Origin of the sequence: Shewanella sp. BJSY2023SW001 (assembly GCF_047314685.1) — a bacterium.
Taxonomy (GTDB): Bacteria; Pseudomonadota; Gammaproteobacteria; order Enterobacterales; family Shewanellaceae; genus Shewanella; species Shewanella indica.
In genome coordinates this window covers 56396-72105 of record NZ_JBKORF010000007.1, presented here as the reverse complement: position 1 = coordinate 72105, position 15710 = coordinate 56396, and the positions used below count along the sequence as shown (strand labels likewise).

The 15710-nt window shown below is 56.1% G+C and carries 10 protein-coding genes and 1 pseudogene; 9 read left to right on the top strand and 2 right to left on the bottom strand.

Annotated features, from left to right (window positions below; translation table 11 throughout):
* Positions 1–9: 9 nt before the first annotated feature.
* The 9 genes from ACMHXH_RS01000 to acpS all read left to right on the top strand — a co-directional run bounded on the left by ACMHXH_RS01000 (position 10) and on the right by acpS (position 8060).
* A complete protein-coding gene (locus ACMHXH_RS01000) occupies positions 10–942 on the top strand; it encodes a MucB/RseB C-terminal domain-containing protein (RefSeq protein WP_039034204.1) in 933 nt (310 codons plus the stop codon).
* A 10-nt stretch (positions 943–952) separates the two neighbouring features.
* Positions 953–1432, top strand: coding sequence for a SoxR reducing system RseC family protein (locus ACMHXH_RS00995; protein ID WP_144362023.1), 480 nt, complete (start codon positions 953–955; stop codon positions 1430–1432).
* 117 nt (positions 1433–1549) lie between these two features.
* Positions 1550–3340 (top strand): translation elongation factor 4, encoded by a 1791-nt coding sequence (lepA, locus tag ACMHXH_RS00990; RefSeq protein ID WP_039034206.1) that lies wholly within the window; start codon positions 1550–1552, stop codon positions 3338–3340.
* A gap of 175 nt (positions 3341–3515) precedes the next feature.
* Positions 3516–4430: a signal peptidase I gene (lepB, locus tag ACMHXH_RS00985; RefSeq protein WP_039034207.1), complete on the top strand. Its 915-nt coding sequence runs from the start codon at positions 3516–3518 to the stop codon at positions 4428–4430.
* A complete protein-coding gene (rnc, locus tag ACMHXH_RS00980; RefSeq protein WP_039034208.1) occupies positions 4427–5110 on the top strand; it encodes a ribonuclease III in 684 nt (227 codons plus the stop codon). Before lepB ends, rnc begins: the two co-directional genes overlap by 4 nt.
* Entirely contained in the window at positions 5107–6096 is a 990-nt protein-coding gene (era, locus tag ACMHXH_RS00975) for a GTPase Era (RefSeq protein ID WP_039034209.1), read from the top strand. Before rnc ends, era begins: the two co-directional genes overlap by 4 nt.
* Positions 6097–6104: 8 nt before the next feature.
* The gene (gene recO, locus ACMHXH_RS00970; protein WP_071477136.1) at positions 6105–6830 is read left to right on the top strand and encodes a DNA repair protein RecO; all 726 of its coding nucleotides are present in this window, start codon (positions 6105–6107) and stop codon (positions 6828–6830) included.
* Positions 6831–6942: 112 nt separating this feature from the next.
* A complete protein-coding gene (gene pdxJ, locus ACMHXH_RS00965; protein ID WP_071477137.1) occupies positions 6943–7680 on the top strand; it encodes a pyridoxine 5'-phosphate synthase in 738 nt (245 codons plus the stop codon).
* On the top strand, positions 7680–8060 hold the full coding sequence (gene acpS / locus ACMHXH_RS00960) for a holo-ACP synthase (protein ID WP_144362019.1): 381 nt from the start codon (positions 7680–7682) through the stop codon (positions 8058–8060). Before pdxJ ends, acpS begins: the two co-directional genes overlap by 1 nt.
* Positions 8061–8204: 144 nt before the next feature.
* Here acpS and ACMHXH_RS00955 read toward each other — a convergent pair.
* Positions 8205–9593, bottom strand: a pseudogene (locus tag ACMHXH_RS00955) (PfaD family polyunsaturated fatty acid/polyketide biosynthesis protein); the annotation flags it as partial.
* Positions 9594–9861: 268 nt separating this feature from the next.
* Positions 9862–15708 carry a beta-ketoacyl synthase N-terminal-like domain-containing protein gene (locus ACMHXH_RS00950; protein WP_335912413.1) on the bottom strand — a complete coding sequence of 1949 codons (5847 nt, stop codon included), beginning with the start codon at positions 15706–15708 and terminating at the stop codon, positions 9862–9864.
* Positions 15709–15710: the final 2 nt, after the last annotated feature.

The following is a 15710-nucleotide window of genomic DNA, read 5'->3' as shown; positions in this document are numbered from 1 at the left end:
GGAAATCTCTTGCGCCTTTTCCTCTTGGCCCTTCTGGCCTTCGCAGTGCCTGCCTTCGCGCAGGATGATATGTCCGCCAAAGCCTGGCTTGAAAAAATGAGTCAGGCTTTGCGCGAAAAAGAATACAAGATTTCGCTCATCCAACTTCAGGCCGATAATATTCGGCCTTTGGTATACCTGCACGGTAAAGTCAACGGTGAGGAAGTGGCCTTTCTCGAACACCTCAATGGGCCGCCGAAAAATGCGGTTCGTGTCGGTAATATAGTGACCTTTATCGAACACGAACAGCCCGCCTATAGTATTAATGCCAAGCGTATTCAAGGAGTGATGCCAGCGGCCTTCTTCGGTGACAGCGGCAATATCGAGGCCGGATATCAATTGGTGTTGGGGGGGCGTAGCCGTATCGCCGGCCGTCCAGGACAGATGATCCGTATTTTGCCCAATGATGAATACCGCTATGGTTTTCAGGTGTGGATGGATATGGAAACCTTCCTGCCGCTGCGCTATGACATGCTGAATCAGGACAAGCAGTTGCTGGAGCAGTTGTTAGTCATCGAATTGATAGAACTGCAAGAGACCGCACCTCTGCTGGTGGAGGCCTACAAGCAGGAATGGCCTGCGGTGATGAACTCCTCAGAGCGTGCAGATGGCCAGAATTGGCAGTTCGATTGGCTGCCGCCCGGTTTTCAAGTTGTGGTTCGTGATCACCATCGCCTGATTGGCAGCCATGAGCCGGTGGAATACATAGCCCTGACCGATGGCTTCAGCAATATCTCTGTCTACGTCGCCCGCGCCGGTGACGCGCCTATGCCGGAAGAGCTGATGACCCGTAATGGCCTTTCCATGGCGGCCGACCGAGTCGGTAACCTGGAAGTGGTTGCTGTCGGTAAGGTGCCAACACAAACGCTTATCCGTATCGCTTCGGGTTTAAGACTGGAGTGAGGACAGGGTTATGATGGAGCAGGTGGCTAAGGTTATAGGCACAGACAGTGACGGTTGGGTCAAGGTGCAAGTGGAATTGAAGAGCGCCTGCAATCACTGCTCCAGTAGCGAATCCTGTGGTACTTCTGCGGTTGCCAAGGCGTTTGGCAGTCGGCTGCAGGAGTTTTCTCTGCCCAGTACTGAAACTTATCCAGAAGGCACTCTATTGCGCTTAGGCTTGCCGGAAAGCGTAGTGCTCAAAGCGGCAATGCTGGTTTACATGCTGCCTTTGGCCGGGCTGTTTTTAGGCGGCTTGCTTGGGCGCTTTATTGCCTCGCTTGCCGGGTTCAGTACAGATGGAGGGGCCATATTCATGGCGATCATCTTTGTTTTGCTGGCTTGGAAATTGGGCAAGTCTCAGGCGCGCAGGATTGAAAACCGGGCTCAACCCGTCATTCTCGCCAATCTTGGCCAAGTAATGGAGGCCGCTTCAGAAAGCAAGTGCCACTAATTCCGTCATTCCCACACAGGCTCAAAGTGTGAATCTAATTGGTATTGGCCCAGCAATCGGGTACAATTTCGCACCTTTGAGCACAGTCTCCCATTAGAATTTAGTCATTGCAGCATAATGAAACATATTAGAAACTTTTCGATTATTGCCCATATCGACCATGGCAAATCTACCCTCTCAGATCGCCTTATCCAGGTTTGTGGCGGCTTAACCGACCGTGAAATGGCTGCTCAGGTGCTGGATTCAATGGATCTGGAGCGCGAACGCGGTATCACCATCAAGGCCCAGAGCGTGACACTCGACTATAAGGCCAAAGACGGTGAAGTCTATCAGTTGAACTTCATCGATACCCCAGGGCATGTTGACTTCTCCTATGAAGTTTCCCGCTCGCTGGCGGCTTGTGAAGGAGCTTTGCTGGTAGTTGATGCCGGTCAAGGGGTTGAGGCCCAGACACTGGCGAATTGTTATACCGCGCTGGAAATGGATCTGGACGTTGTTCCTGTACTCAACAAGATTGACCTGCCACAGGCTGAACCCGAGCGGGTGGCGGCCGAGATTGAAGATATAGTTGGCATTGAAGCCAAAGATGCAGTGCGCTGCTCTGCCAAGACAGGTATCGGCATAGACGAAGTGCTGGAAACCATAGTGGCACAAATCCCACCACCGGAAGGTGACCCGGAAGGGCCTCTGCAGGCACTGATTGTTGACTCTTGGTTCGACAGCTACCAAGGGGTTGTGTCCCTGGTGCGGATCAAGAATGGCGTGCTCAAGAAGGGCGATAAGTTCAAGGTCATGAGCACAGGCCAGACTTACAACGCCGACAAGGTGGGGATTTTCACTCCCAAGCAGAAAGAAAAAACTGAACTGAGAACCGGTGAAGTAGGCTTTGTTATTGCCGGTATCAAAGAGATCCACGGGGCCCCCGTGGGGGATACCCTGACCCATGCCAAACACGGCGCAGACAAGCCTCTGCCTGGCTTCAAGAAAGTGAAGCCTCAGGTATACGCTGGTGTGTTCCCCATCTCTACCGACGACTATGAAAACTTCCGTGATGCGTTGAATAAACTGAGCTTGAACGATGCTTCACTGCAGTTTGAGCCGGAAAACTCCACTGCTCTGGGATTTGGTTTCCGTATCGGCTATCTGGGACTTCTGCATATGGAGATCATCCAGGAGCGATTGGAGCGGGAATATAACCTGGATCTGATCACCACGGCACCCACTGTAGAGTATGAAGTTGAGCTGACCAATGGCGATGTTGTCTATGTGGATAACCCATCGGAGTTGCCGGCACTCAACTATATCGAAGAGATGCGTGAACCTATTGTCGAAGCCAATATTCTGGTGCCCAAGGATTACCTGGGCAATGTGATCACTCTCTGTGTTGAAAAACGCGGTGTACAGAAGAATATGGTTTACCACGGCAACCAGGTGGCACTGACCTATCATATTCCGGCGGCTGAAGTCGTGATGGACTTTTTCGACAGGCTTAAGTCCACCAGTCGTGGCTATGCTTCGCTCGAGTATAACTTTGTCTACTTCCAGGCGGCTGATATGGTGCGTTTGGATGTGTTGATCAACGGCGACAGAGTCGATGCTCTGGCGATGATCATCCACAGGGGCAACATACGCCACCGTGGTATCGCCCTGGTGGAGAAGATGAAAGAGCTGATCCCGCGGCAGATGTTTGATATTGCAATCCAAGCCGCAGTGGGCAGTCAGATTGTGGCCCGTTCGACCGTGAAAGCACTGCGTAAAGACGTAACCGCCAAATGTTACGGTGGTGACGTTTCCCGGAAGAAGAAACTGCTGCAGAAGCAGAAAGAAGGTAAGAAACGGATGAAGCAGCTCGGTAACGTGGAAGTTCCACAGGAAGCCTTCCTGGCGGTATTGAAACTGAACGAGTGATCCTGTGGCGCCGCGGCGCCCTGGATAGCAACATCTCATTTGCGCCGCATTTTGCGGCGCTTTAGTTAGTTTAAGGGGAGACCTGTCCCTGGCGTGGTAAATATGGGTAAACTAACTAAAGCTGACAAAATTTATACCAATTTCAATTTAATACAAGGCAGGAGTTAAATAACCAATGGCAGCCTATTTTTCCATTATTCTGGTGCTGGTGACCTTGGTCAGCGGCCTTATCTGGGCGCTCGATGCCTTTGTGCTGGCCCCCAAGCGTCAGGCTAAACTGGCACTGGCCCAAGCGCAAAATGGCACCCTGACCGATGAAGTCACTGAAAAAATTATCCAGGAGCCAGGTTATGTGGAAACCTCTAAGTCCATTTTCCCTGTGATAGCCTTTGTGCTAATCCTGAGATCTTTTTTGTACGAGCCGTTTCAGATCCCTTCCGGCTCCATGATGCCAACTCTGCTGGTGGGTGACTTCATTCTGGTGGAAAAATTCAGCTATGGCCTGAAAGATCCTGTATGGCGCAGCAAGCTGGTGGAAACCGGCGAGCCGGAGCGCGGCGACATCATAGTATTTAAATACCCTAAAGATGAGCGGGTCGATTACATCAAGCGGGTTATCGGTTTACCAGGCGATAAGATCATCTATCGCAACAAGGAACTCTATATTCAGGAGGCCTGTAAAGAGCAACAACCTTGTCCAGGTCCTAAACTGGTATTGAGAGCACCGGTCAATAAAGGCGAGTTCCAGGATGATGGCGTGGATCTGTTGCGTTTTCGCGAGCAACTGGGTGAGGTGACTCACGATATTCTGATCAACCCGGCCCGCCCTGAGCCATCGGCCTTCTATTACCGTGAGCCAGGCTTTGGCCAAGGGGAGTTTGTCGTACCAGAAGGCCATTACTTCGCCATGGGCGATAACCGTGACAACAGTACCGATAGCCGTTTCTGGGGCTTTGTACCCGAAGCGAACCTGGTGGGTAAAGCTGTGGCAATTTGGATAAGTTTTGAGTTTGAGCGCCAGCCTCAAGATTGGTTACCTACCTGGGTGCCAAGCGGTGTGCGTTTTGAACGTGTAGGTGGTTTGAAGTGAGAGAACCTGTGAAGAATTTTGCCCGTCTGTGTCGTACTCTGGGGTATGAATTCAATAACATGGCACTGCTGGAGCAGGCCATGACTCACAGAAGTGCGGCTAATAAGCATAACGAGCGGTTGGAGTTTCTCGGAGACTCTATCCTGTCGATAGTGATTTCCGATGCCTTGTATCATCAGTTCCCCAGGGCGACCGAAGGCGATCTCAGCCGGATGCGTGCCACCTTGGTACGCGGTGATACCCTGGCGCAAATCGCCAAGGAGTTTAAGCTGGGTGACTATCTGACCCTGGGTCCGGGCGAACTCAAGAGCGGCGGTTTTCGCCGCGAATCCATTCTCGCCGATGCGGTGGAGGCCATCATAGGCGCCATCTACCTGGACTCAGATCTGGAAACCTGTCGACCACTGCTCTTGGGCTGGTACCAGCCGCGACTGAAGGCGATTCAACCCGGGGTCAGCCAGAAAGATGCCAAGACCCAGTTGCAGGAATACCTGCAGGGTTATAAGAAACCCCTGCCTGAGTATAAAGTGGTGGCGGTTTCCGGCGAGGCGCACGATCAGACCTTTACCGTAGAATGCCGTATCGAAGAGCTGGAGCAAGCTGTATCCGGTACCGGCAGTTCACGCAGAAAAGCCGAGCAGCAAGCCGCTGCTGGGATATTGGAGTTACTGAAAAAATGAGTAAGACCCCAGAGGTACCGGCCCAGGAGCCGAGCCTGGATGAACTGCTGGCCAAGATGAACCAGCCGTCACCGACACCCGCCTATGATGTCACTTACTGCGGTATGGTGGCCATAGTCGGTCGTCCCAATGTCGGCAAGTCCACCTTGCTCAACCGTTTGCTCGGCCAAAAGGTGAGTATCACCTCCCGTAAGCCGCAAACCACCCGCCACAGGATCATGGGGATCCACACCGAAGGCCCATCGCAGATAGTCTTTATCGACACCCCTGGATTGCACATAGAGGAAAAGCGCGCCATCAACCGTTTGATGAACCGCGCCGCCGCCAGCTCGCTGGCCGATGTTTGCATGGTGATCTTTGTGGTCGATGGTCTCAACTGGACCGCCGATGACGAAATGGTGCTCAATAAGCTGCGTCATGGCGGCAATGAGCGCAAGACAGTGCTGGCGGTGAACAAGGTCGACTATATCAAGGATAAAGAGACACTGTTTCCGCACCTGGAAGCCCTGGGGCAGAAATATGCCTTCGATGAAATTGTGCCCATCTCAGCCAAGTCGGGTACCAACGTTGGTCGCTTGATGTCGCTGGCGAAAGAATCACTGCCCGAGAGCGTGCACTATTTCCCGGAAGACTATATTACCGACCGTTCACAACGCTTTATGGCTTCTGAAATCGTCCGTGAAAAACTGATGCGTTTTCTCGGTGATGAGCTGCCTTATGATGCCACGGTGGAAATCGAGCAGTTCAAGATGATGGAGAATGGCGTCTATCAGATCAATGCGCTTATCCTGGTTGAACGTGACGGTCAGAAACGCATGGTGATCGGCAAGAAGGGCGAGCGAATTCGTACTATCGCCACCGAGGCCCGCAAGGACATGGAGCAGTTATTTGATAACAAAGTGTTCCTGGAAGTCTGGGTCAAGGTGAAGTCGGGCTGGGCCGATGATGAACGCGCCCTTCGCAGTCTGGGTTACGGCGAAGACTGAGGCCGACTATGCTGCGAGGCTATGTGCTGCACGCCCGGCCCTATCGGGAATCCAGCATGTTGTTGAACCTGTTGGTGGATGGCTTTGGTCGGGTCGACGCCGTTGCCAGAGTCGGCAGTGGCAAGCGCTCGATAAAGAGCATAGTGCAGCCGTTTCAGCCGCTGCTGTTCCAACTGACTGGCCGCAGCGACCTCAGAACCCTGACTCAAATTGAAAGTGCGTCCCCGGCAGTGCCCCTGTCCGGGGACGCTTTATATGCGGCCATGTACCTCAATGAACTCTTGGTGCGGGTACTGGGTAACCACCAGAGTGGCGAAGCGCTGTTTTTCAGTTATCATCAGAGCCTGCTGGCGCTGGCCAAGGGCTTTGAGCAGACAACACTGCGCTATTTCGAGCTCAGACTCTTATCCGAGCTTGGCTGCATGCCCTCGCTACTGAAGGATGCCGATGGCGCCGAGATCCAAGCTGATGGCTGCTACAGATTCATTCCCGAACAGGGATTTATTCCCTTTGTTGGTGATGCCAAGCGGCAAGAGGCATTCCCGGGAAGCACTCTGTTGGCATTGGCAGAAAATCGCCTTCAGCAAGAGGATTGGCAAGCCGCCAAAGCCTTGACCCGGCAATTGCTCCGGCCACTGCTCGGCGATAAGCCACTGCTCAGCAGGCAGTTGTTTGCCCGCCGGGGGGGAAATTTGCCAAGGGAGCCACAGCCGCAAAACCGAGGGGATAAATGAGCTCTTCAGCCCGCTTTTTTCAAATGCTGCCGTTACAATGGGCAGAGAATAGAAACTGCTTTTATACCGCCGAACAGGCCGGTGCATTCCAGGAATTATCAAGGAGTTACAGATGAATCGAATCTTGTTAGGGGTGAACATTGATCATATCGCCACCTTGCGGCAGGTGCGTGGCACCCATTACCCGGATCCTGTGCATGCAGCGGCCGTGGCCGAGCACGCCGGCGCCGAAGGGATCACTATCCATCTGCGTGAAGACAGACGCCACATAGTGGATCGCGATGTCTATCTGCTGGCCAAGACGCTCAAGACCCGGATGAATCTCGAAATGGCGGTCACCGAAGAGATGCTGGATATCGCCTGTGAGGTTAAGCCTGCCTATGTTTGTCTGGTGCCGGAAAAACGTGAGGAGCTTACTACAGAGGGCGGTTTGGACGTTGCCGGTCAGCAGCCTAAAATTGCCGCTGCGGTTAAACGTTTGGCCGAGCAGGGCATTAAAGTATCTCTCTTTATCGATGCCAACCGTGAGCAGATAGATGCTGCCGTTGCCGTGGGTGCGCCCGTGATAGAAATTCACACCGGCCGCTACGCCGACGCCCACAGCGCTGAAGAGGAGAGCGAGGAGTTGGCCCGTATCACGGAAATGGCGGCCTATGCTCATGGCAAGGGCCTGGTGGTCAACGCAGGGCACGGGCTGCACTATCATAATGTGAAGCCGATAGCGGCCATTCCCGAGCTGCATGAGCTGAATATCGGTCACGCCATCATAGCCAGGGCGGCGATAGACGGCCTGGACAAGGCGGTCAGAGATATGAAGCAACTCATGTTGGAAGGTCGCAGAGGCGAGTAATGGCTGTGCTGGGACTGGGTACCGACATAGTGGAAATCGCCCGCATTGAGGCTCAGTTGGAGCGGGGCGGAGATAGGCTGGCTAAACGGGTGCTGACCGAGGCCGAATATGCCCGCTTTCAGACGTTGAGCGACCCGGCGCGATTTCTTGCCAAGCGCTTTGCGGCCAAGGAAGCGGCTGCCAAGGCGCTGGGAACCGGAATCGGCCGCGGAGTCTCGTTTCAGCATATTCATATCAGCAACAATGCCGATGGTGCGCCCCAGCTTGAATTCAGTGATGGGGCGGGCCAACGCCTGGAAACACTGGGCGCCAAGCGGGCACTATTATCCATTGCCGATGAACGTCACTATGCGGTGGCGACTGTTGTTCTGAGCGACTGAGCTTCAGTCGGAACAGTAAGCTCAGTTTGACAAGTCGCTCAATCCATTCATTCTAACGGCATACTCGCTCGATTGATGGTGACTGAGGCCAGAGGTAGGTTATTAACTTGCCTCTGGCCTTTTTGCATCAAGATTCGCTTCTTATCAGTCCAGCGATTTCAGCGGCCGATAATGGCCCAGGCTGGATGGCAGGGCTATGCCCTGGCTTCGCAGCTGGTTGACCCGGTTTTGATAGGCGGCGCCTACGAGCAGTTGCAGTGCCAAGTCCACGGCGCGGCGCTGACGGTAATCATCCAGGTAGCTATCCTTGGCCCAGGCGTTGAAGGCGCCCAGTGCCGGCCCGGCCCAGATCTGGTAATCCATCTCCCTACCGCTTTCCCCTGTGTTGGACCAGCGGCTCGATAGCCCCAGATACCAGCGAAAAATAAGCGCCATCTTGCGCTTTGGATTGCCTTCGGCGCGGCGAATTTGTTCGGGATCCCGCGCCATAAAGTGGGCAACCGTGCCTTGCCAGATTTCATCCAGATTGGCGCGAAACACCTGAGTTTCCAGCTTTTGGCGCTCATCGGCCGGAATGGCCTCTATCGAGTCGTAGCGGCTGTAAATTTCGTACAGTTTATTGGCCCGCATGGGGAAGAGGGTGCCGCGTTTTACCACTTGCAGCTTGACGCCCATCTCAAACATATCTGCGGCCGGTGCCATGGTGACATCGGCCATTTCCACTGTCGCCAATAGCTTACGGCTGTGCTCGCTGGCACCGGCTTCGATACAGGCCTGATTGATAGAGCCGGTAACAATAAAGGCGGCGCCCATATTGAAGGCCGCCAAAGCGGCATCCGGCGTGCCTATGCCGCCACCCGCTCCAACCCGGATAGGTTCTTGGTAGGCGTATTTCTCCTGCATTTTATCCCGCAAGGCGATAATGGTGGGCAGCAGGGTAACCAGAGGACGATTGTCGGTATGACCGCCGGAGTCTGCCTCGGCGGTAATGTCGTCGGCCATGGGCACCTGCCGGGCAAGTTCGGCCTGCAGTTCGGTGATCCATCCCTGGCTCAGCAGCTGCTGGAGGATTTTCTCCGGCGGCGGCGCCATAAAGTGGGCGGCGACTTCGGTGCGGCTCACCTTGGCTATCACCTTGTTGGCGATTAGGGTGTTGCCGTCACTGTCCCGGCTCAGTCCGGCCACCCGATATCTTACTATGTGAGGGGTCAGCGCCAGAAAGGCCGAGGCTTCGACTGTACGCACCCGGTGTTTGAGGTAGAGCTCGACCGCGCCTTGTTCGAGTGCCGGTTCGCTGGGGCTGTGGATCAGGTTAAAGGCGTAGGGCCCGCTTGGCAGCGCCGCCTGAATTCGGCTGATGGCGGCTTCCACTCGGGCGGGCACCAGACCGGCGGCGCCGAATGAGCAGAGAATGCCGGCCTTGCCGAGGGCAATCACCAGCTCTTCGGAGGCGATACCGTTGGCCATGGCGCCGGCATAATAGGCGTACTTGACTTTGTGGCAGGCGGCAAAGGCCGGATCGCCGAGCGCTGCTGCGCTGAGTGGCGGCACCATGGCACAAATCGGCAGTGTATTGCCGCTAGCACTCGCCTCGGCAAGCTGCGCCTGATTGGCAAACAGGATTTCCCCTTTGGTTTGTCTGGCGACAAACAGCGGCTTATCCAGCGCCTTGATTGCGTTGCCGGCACAGTTATCCGTGGCCGCAAAGACATCATCACTATTTGGGTTCAGGGCCCAGGGCCAATTGAAGCTTGTCATCTTGTTGCTCTCATTATCTGTTCGGTTGTCTTTGCCTGAGGGCTCAGGCTTCTTCAATGGCCAGAGCCAGATCTTTTATTTCATAAATTCGCAGGCCATCTTTGGCAAGCCAGGCGTCGGCTGTCAGTGTGACTCTGTCCGGCGTATCTTCTATGGCTGTGATATGCAGCTCCAGCGACATCTGCCGGTTCAGGGGATTGATCTGACCGCGGTATTTCCACTGTACCTGACTCAGGCAATGGGCGAATCTTGGGTTACTGAATTGGCTTCCAAGCCCGGCGTCCAGGGCAAAGGCACTCAGGAGTTCCAGCATGGCTTCCACTCCGAGCGAGCCCGGCATCACAGGGTCCTGATGGAAATGGAAGCGGAAGAACCAGTCAGCGGCATCGATTTTGCGCTCGCCATAGATGTAGCCCAAGCCGGAATGGCCGCCTTGGCGGCAGATGCGGATAGAATCGACAAAGTTGAGTCGACCGCCCGGCAGGCGCAGGTGTTTTTGCTTCCAAGAGCCATGATAGAGAGCGCAATCGGCGGCGCGAAGATCATAGCTTACATCGGCCTCAAGCCCCTGCTGTTTATCCCAGGGCTCGGTCACCTTGCCGTTATCCAGCCCCAACTGGTTTTTCAGCGCCTCGGCCTTGAAGTAACCAAATACTGCCTCGCCTTCATAGAAGGGTTCACCATCGGCGCTGAGCACAAAGCTGAAGCTCTGGATGATGTTGGTGCCCGCCTTGACAGTGCTCAGCAGACGCGAGTCGTTGCTGATGGTCTTGCCACGCAGGTCAAGCCGGCGCAGCAGTGTGCCTTTACCGTCGAGGTTACGGAAGAAAAGCTCTGTGTCGCCATAGCCCAAGGTGGTGCCCATATAGCCGGAAATAAAACCGTTGGGCTGCAGCGCTATCTCCATCAAAATCGAGTAGGGCATATGCGCCGGGTGACTGTTTTCACTGAAGTACCAGGCCTTGGGCGGCACTTCATATTCGCCGATGCAGGAGGCCGGAGACTTGAAGTCGCCGCGCTTGCCAATCACCTGTGTCACCCTGGTGGTGAGCTGCAGATCGCCGCAGGGGGTGCGCGGTGGGATAAGTCCGCGGTAGGCGGCAAAGTCGGGGCCGAAGCAGTTCTCAATATCGCCGGTGGCGAACTCGAACATATGCCAGGGGGTAAAGGGCGCAGTATCTGGCCTGCGATTCGGGTAGTCCGGTGTTACTGGCGCCGGAACATGCCTGACCGGGAGCACGCCGTGAATGGGCTGAGAGTCCGGGCAGCTTTCCTGGCTCATCAAGGGAGCATTGATGGACGCCTGGCGTCCGGCATTCAGCGCCTCGTTAGCATCACTTGCCGAGGCGGCAGGGTGTTGCGGCTTTCTGCTGTGCTCCTGGTTGCTGTCATCGGCATACCTGTGGCAGTCTTCATCTTCTTTGAGCATGACGCCCAGATTCTGGAAGTCCACCACCACCTTGCCGTCGAGCAAGATCTCAATATTGGCCTTGGCCCAGGGGCTGGGGGTCAGCCCTATTTCGGTGACTTCCATCCGATAGGTGAGACGATTGGATTGCGGCTGTACCTGTCCGCGACAACGCACCTTCTGCGGCGCACTTTCCAGTGGTTGGAAGCGGCCATTGCGGGTGTGTTTGTGCAGGCCAAGATAGAGCATATAGAACTGCAGCAACTGACCGCAGCCCTCGGCCATCAAGGAGCCGGCCATCACCTGATCGTCCTTGAAATGACAGGGGAAATACCAGTGATCCGGCTCCAGTCGCTTGTGTCCTTCAACCAGGCCCAGGCCCCAGGCGCCGCCACTTGACTCGACTCTGCTGACCTCTTCGATCATCAGGAACTTTTCCGAGGCAAAACACAGCGAGGCTTGGCGGTAACCCAAGTCATGTGAAGGGCCAAAGCAGGCGCCGATATCACCGCTTAGCAGCTGCCTCATTCGCTGATAATCAAATACCTGTTGTTTACAGTGGATCAAGGGCTGGAATTGGCGCTTGTTCGCCATCGCCAGATTGCGGGCCTTGATCTCCTCTTCGGTGCGGATGACCCCCTTGCCATCGGCCAGCTCGGCATCGGTGAAGAAACCGGCGCAGCCGTTGTCCATCTTGAGGATCAGACGTTCGCCGACAAAACATTCGTAAGAGAAGAAAAACAGCAGGGTATCACCGTTGCGGGCGAAGTGATTGATGGAGATGTCATATCTCAGGGTATCACCGCCACGGGGCAGATCGCCGAGGAAGGTGAGGGTACAGTCGAGCAAACGGTAGACCCGCTCGCCCTTGTTCTCCAGATCTATGCCGAGATAGCTTATCAGCATCAAGTCACACTGGCCCGACTCCACGGCCACCGCCCAGGGGATCTGGCCCTCGACCAGATAGGGGGCGTCCACGGGAATATCATACTCCGTGGTCATGGTGCTCGGCTTGTATTCGCCAAGACGGGCATTGAGTTTAGTCACCCTGGAAACCAGCAGATAATCTGTGGTGGGCAGTCGCACCCGGCGGCGGTAGCTGTCAATCACGGCATACTCAGGGCCGAATACCGGCGCTATGTCGCCCTCGGCGTATTGCACCAGATCCTGATAATTCCAGATACAGGGTTTGTCCTTGGGCACTTGGGATGTCGCTTTTGGGGGAATGGTTTTGGCAACAGCTTTAGCAGCCGTTTGGACCGAGTCATTGGGCGTGCGCGCTGGCAAAGGCGCTACAGAGGCGGAGCTCTGGTCTGCCGAGCGCTTGTCTTCTGAGCCGATATTTTCGGCGCTTAAGCGGTTTTCGGCCGCAGCTCCGGCGCCCAAGAGGGCGCTGGCCAGTGCCAGTCCGGTTTCACGGTTCTTGAGAAAGGCCTGATGCGCTTCACGTGCCAGCCGTTGATTATCTGCCAGTGCCTGCAGGTGCGCTTCGGTAGCGGCTCTATGGGGTGCGGCCGCAATTTTATCGCCGGGCACGGATTGTCTGAGAGCTGATGGGGCGTGCTGATTGTTCACCGGGCTGAGCTCCTGAGTGAGTTCACTGTTAACTTGTTGGCTGCTGGTGTGTATTACCGGCGCGGCCTGGGTTTGAGTGTTATTTGCCTGGGCAAGCTTTTGGCGAATGCCGGTCTCGTGTTTAAGCTCGGCGGTGGCGATATGCTGCTCTATGGCGTCACCGCCAAGGGTGATGGTTTGCCACAGCTGGCGGACATTTGCGCCGGCTATCTTTGGACTGGGCTTTTCACTGGCCCCTTGACTGTTCTTTTTATTCTGCGTGCGGAGCGCCTGTTGCAGGCGCGCCTTTTGCTCCGCCGACTGGTGCAAATTAACCGCGGCGCAGCGGCGCTCGCCATCTATCAGCAGGGTGTGGGAATTTTTATCCCTATCCTGGGTCAGGCGCAGCAGCGAGTGCAGCAAACTGGCCATCCCGGCGGCGGCAAAGCTGTGCCCCATACGCGAGACGGCGCTGTGGCTGGTGGCCGCGAGACGACGAAAAGCCTTGAAGCTGGGGCTGTGCTCATCTATCTCAGGCTGTGCGTCCCGGCAAAGTGCTTGCTCCCTTGAATCTGCCGCAGAGAGAGTCTCAGTAGTTGTTAATTCCACTGATGAAAACGGCTTGAAGCTCAGCTCTGTCAAGGCGCCGTAGCGGCCGCTTTGATGCGCAACTGACGGCGTCAGCACCAAGGCACCGGCGCCTTCACCCGGTAACAGTCCAAGCTGCTGCAGACGCTTGCCCGAGTGCAATACCCGCTCGGCGCTGCCGGCGAGATCCACCGCTGCCACCACCACGGCGTCCAACGCCTCGGTGCGGCAGAGATTGGCGGCCACTTCCAACGCCCGGGGAACCGACAGCTCGGCGGCCGAAATACTGAAAGCCGGGCCGTTGAAATCCCATTGGGAGGCGACCCGGGAGGCCATAATGTTGCCTATGTAGCTGGTGTATTGATTGAGGCTGGCGCTGGGCAGTACGCTGTCCATCGCCAAACGCTCGAGTTCGAGATACTCATCTTGGCTTAAGGTGATGCCGGCATCGTTAAGGCTCTGGCTAATCTGGCTATGCAGATTAACCCTGCCGCGGAACTGATGCAGCTCAAGCTCGGTTTCCATGGCGACCAACACAGCCACCCGGCCACCCATGGGCAGATGGGCATCGCGAATCGCATCATCGGCCACCTTGAGCAGCAGTAATTGCTGCGCCACCAGTCTATCTCCCGGATGGGGCGGCAGGCGGAATTTGAGAAAATCCAGTTCAAACTTGTCTATGTAGCCGCCATTGGGAGCCTGTTCAAGCCCCATGCTGGAGAGCAAAGAGCGGTTGCGCTCCAGGCCTTTCCAGCGTTTGGGGGGCAGCGCTCTGGTGGCCGTTTGCCCTTTGGTTATCAGCTTGGCAAGCGTCTCGAGCGAGTCGGCGGCGCCGAAATGCGCGGCGGCGCCCTCAATCGCCAGGCCCTCAGTGCCCTTGTGTTCAGCCGTTCCCGGCGCAGGTTTGGCCGGAATAAGCTCTTTGGCAGTATCTGGCCCTGTAAGCAGCAAGTGGGCGTTACAGCCTCCGAATCCGAACACAGACACCCCGGCAACCGAGCCGGGATTGCCCGCTTTGGTCGGCCAGGGGATGGCGCTGCGAACTATATTGTGCTCGCCAAACACGCCGTTGGGCGAACTCAGCGGCGCCGATATTCTCACCGAGGCAGGTAACAGCTTGTGTTTCATCGACAGCAGTAACTTGATGATGCCTGCCATGCCGGCAGCGGTCAGCAAGTGGCTGAGATTGGACTTGACCGAGCCGATTTTAGGCGCGGCGCTGCCTTCCAGACGGGGGCCGAAAAACTGCTCCATGGAGCTGAGTTCCACCTTGTCACCCAGAGGCGTGCCAGTGGCGTGGCACTCAATCACCTCCACCTGGGATGGCGCGATATTTGCCGCCTCGGCGGCCCGTTCAAACGCCAGTACCTGGCCCTTGCTGGCGGGGCTTAAGACAAACTGGCCGCGACCATCGTTGGAAAGCCCTGTGCCTCTGACTATGCCGTGAATGGTATCGCCATCCCTTTGGGCATCGCTCAGGCGCTTGAGCACCAATACGCCGCAGCCTTCACCGGCAAACAGGCCTCCCGAACCGTTATCCAGCGGGGCGCTTTGGCCCGACTCGGGGAAGGCCTGGAAAATGGAAAAGCCCATATGGATAAAGAAGGGATCGGCGCCGCTGACGGCACCGGCCAACATCACATCGGCGCTGTGGTTACTGAGATAGTCGCAGGCCAGGCGCAATGCATAGACTGAGCTGGCGCAGGCAGCATCCAGGCTCAGGCTGGGGCCGCCAAGCCCCAGGCATTCGCACAGCAGTTCAGAGCCCTGGGCGGCGATATCCGTATCCCAATGGCGAATGCCTGCATCTGCCGCCGTTCCCGTATCTATGGCTGACGCCAATGGCGGCATGCCGGGGAAACGGCGCCGCAGCGCCGTATCGACACTGTGATGATACAGCGGCAAAAAGGCTTTGTTGGAAGCTCGGGTCGGGAACGAAAGCGTGCCCATCACGGCGCCGCAGCGCGCCAAGTCGGAAGCGTTTTGTGCAGGGGTTAGCCCGGCGCTTTGCAGGGCCTTGCGGGCGCAATCGAGTGCCCACAACAGGTGCTGATCCCAGGTTTGGGCACCCGTTGCCATTTCATCCGCTGATCTGGCATAGCCCTCGGGCGAGAAGTTTAGCTGGCGAATATAACCGCCCTGATCACAATAGAAACGGTCGCTCTGGCCTTTTGCGCCTTGATAATCGCTGACACTGGCGCCCAATTGGCTGTCATTCAGGGAGCTGATGGCATCCCGGCCTTCGCTGAGCAGTTGCCAGAAGGCGTCCAGATCCTCACAGCCCGGGAAGCGGGCGGCCATGCCAACTATGGCAATGGGCTCGGCTTGTTTACTTGTCACTC

What these genes read in the sequence shown, in the direction of transcription:
- ACMHXH_RS00995 (WP_144362023.1), top strand. Translation starts at nt 953, where the DNA reads ATGATGGAGCAGGTGGCTAAGGTTATAGGCACAGACAGTGACGGTTGG.
- lepA (WP_039034206.1), top strand. Translation starts at nt 1,550, where the DNA reads ATGAAACATATTAGAAACTTTTCGATTATTGCCCATATCGACCATGGC.
- lepB (WP_039034207.1), top strand. Translation starts at nt 3,516, where the DNA reads ATGGCAGCCTATTTTTCCATTATTCTGGTGCTGGTGACCTTGGTCAGC.
- era (WP_039034209.1), top strand. Translation starts at nt 5,107, where the DNA reads ATGAGTAAGACCCCAGAGGTACCGGCCCAGGAGCCGAGCCTGGATGAA.
- recO (WP_071477136.1), top strand. Translation starts at nt 6,105, where the DNA reads ATGCTGCGAGGCTATGTGCTGCACGCCCGGCCCTATCGGGAATCCAGC.
- pdxJ (WP_071477137.1), top strand. Translation starts at nt 6,943, where the DNA reads ATGAATCGAATCTTGTTAGGGGTGAACATTGATCATATCGCCACCTTG.
- acpS (WP_144362019.1), top strand. Translation starts at nt 7,680, where the DNA reads ATGGCTGTGCTGGGACTGGGTACCGACATAGTGGAAATCGCCCGCATT.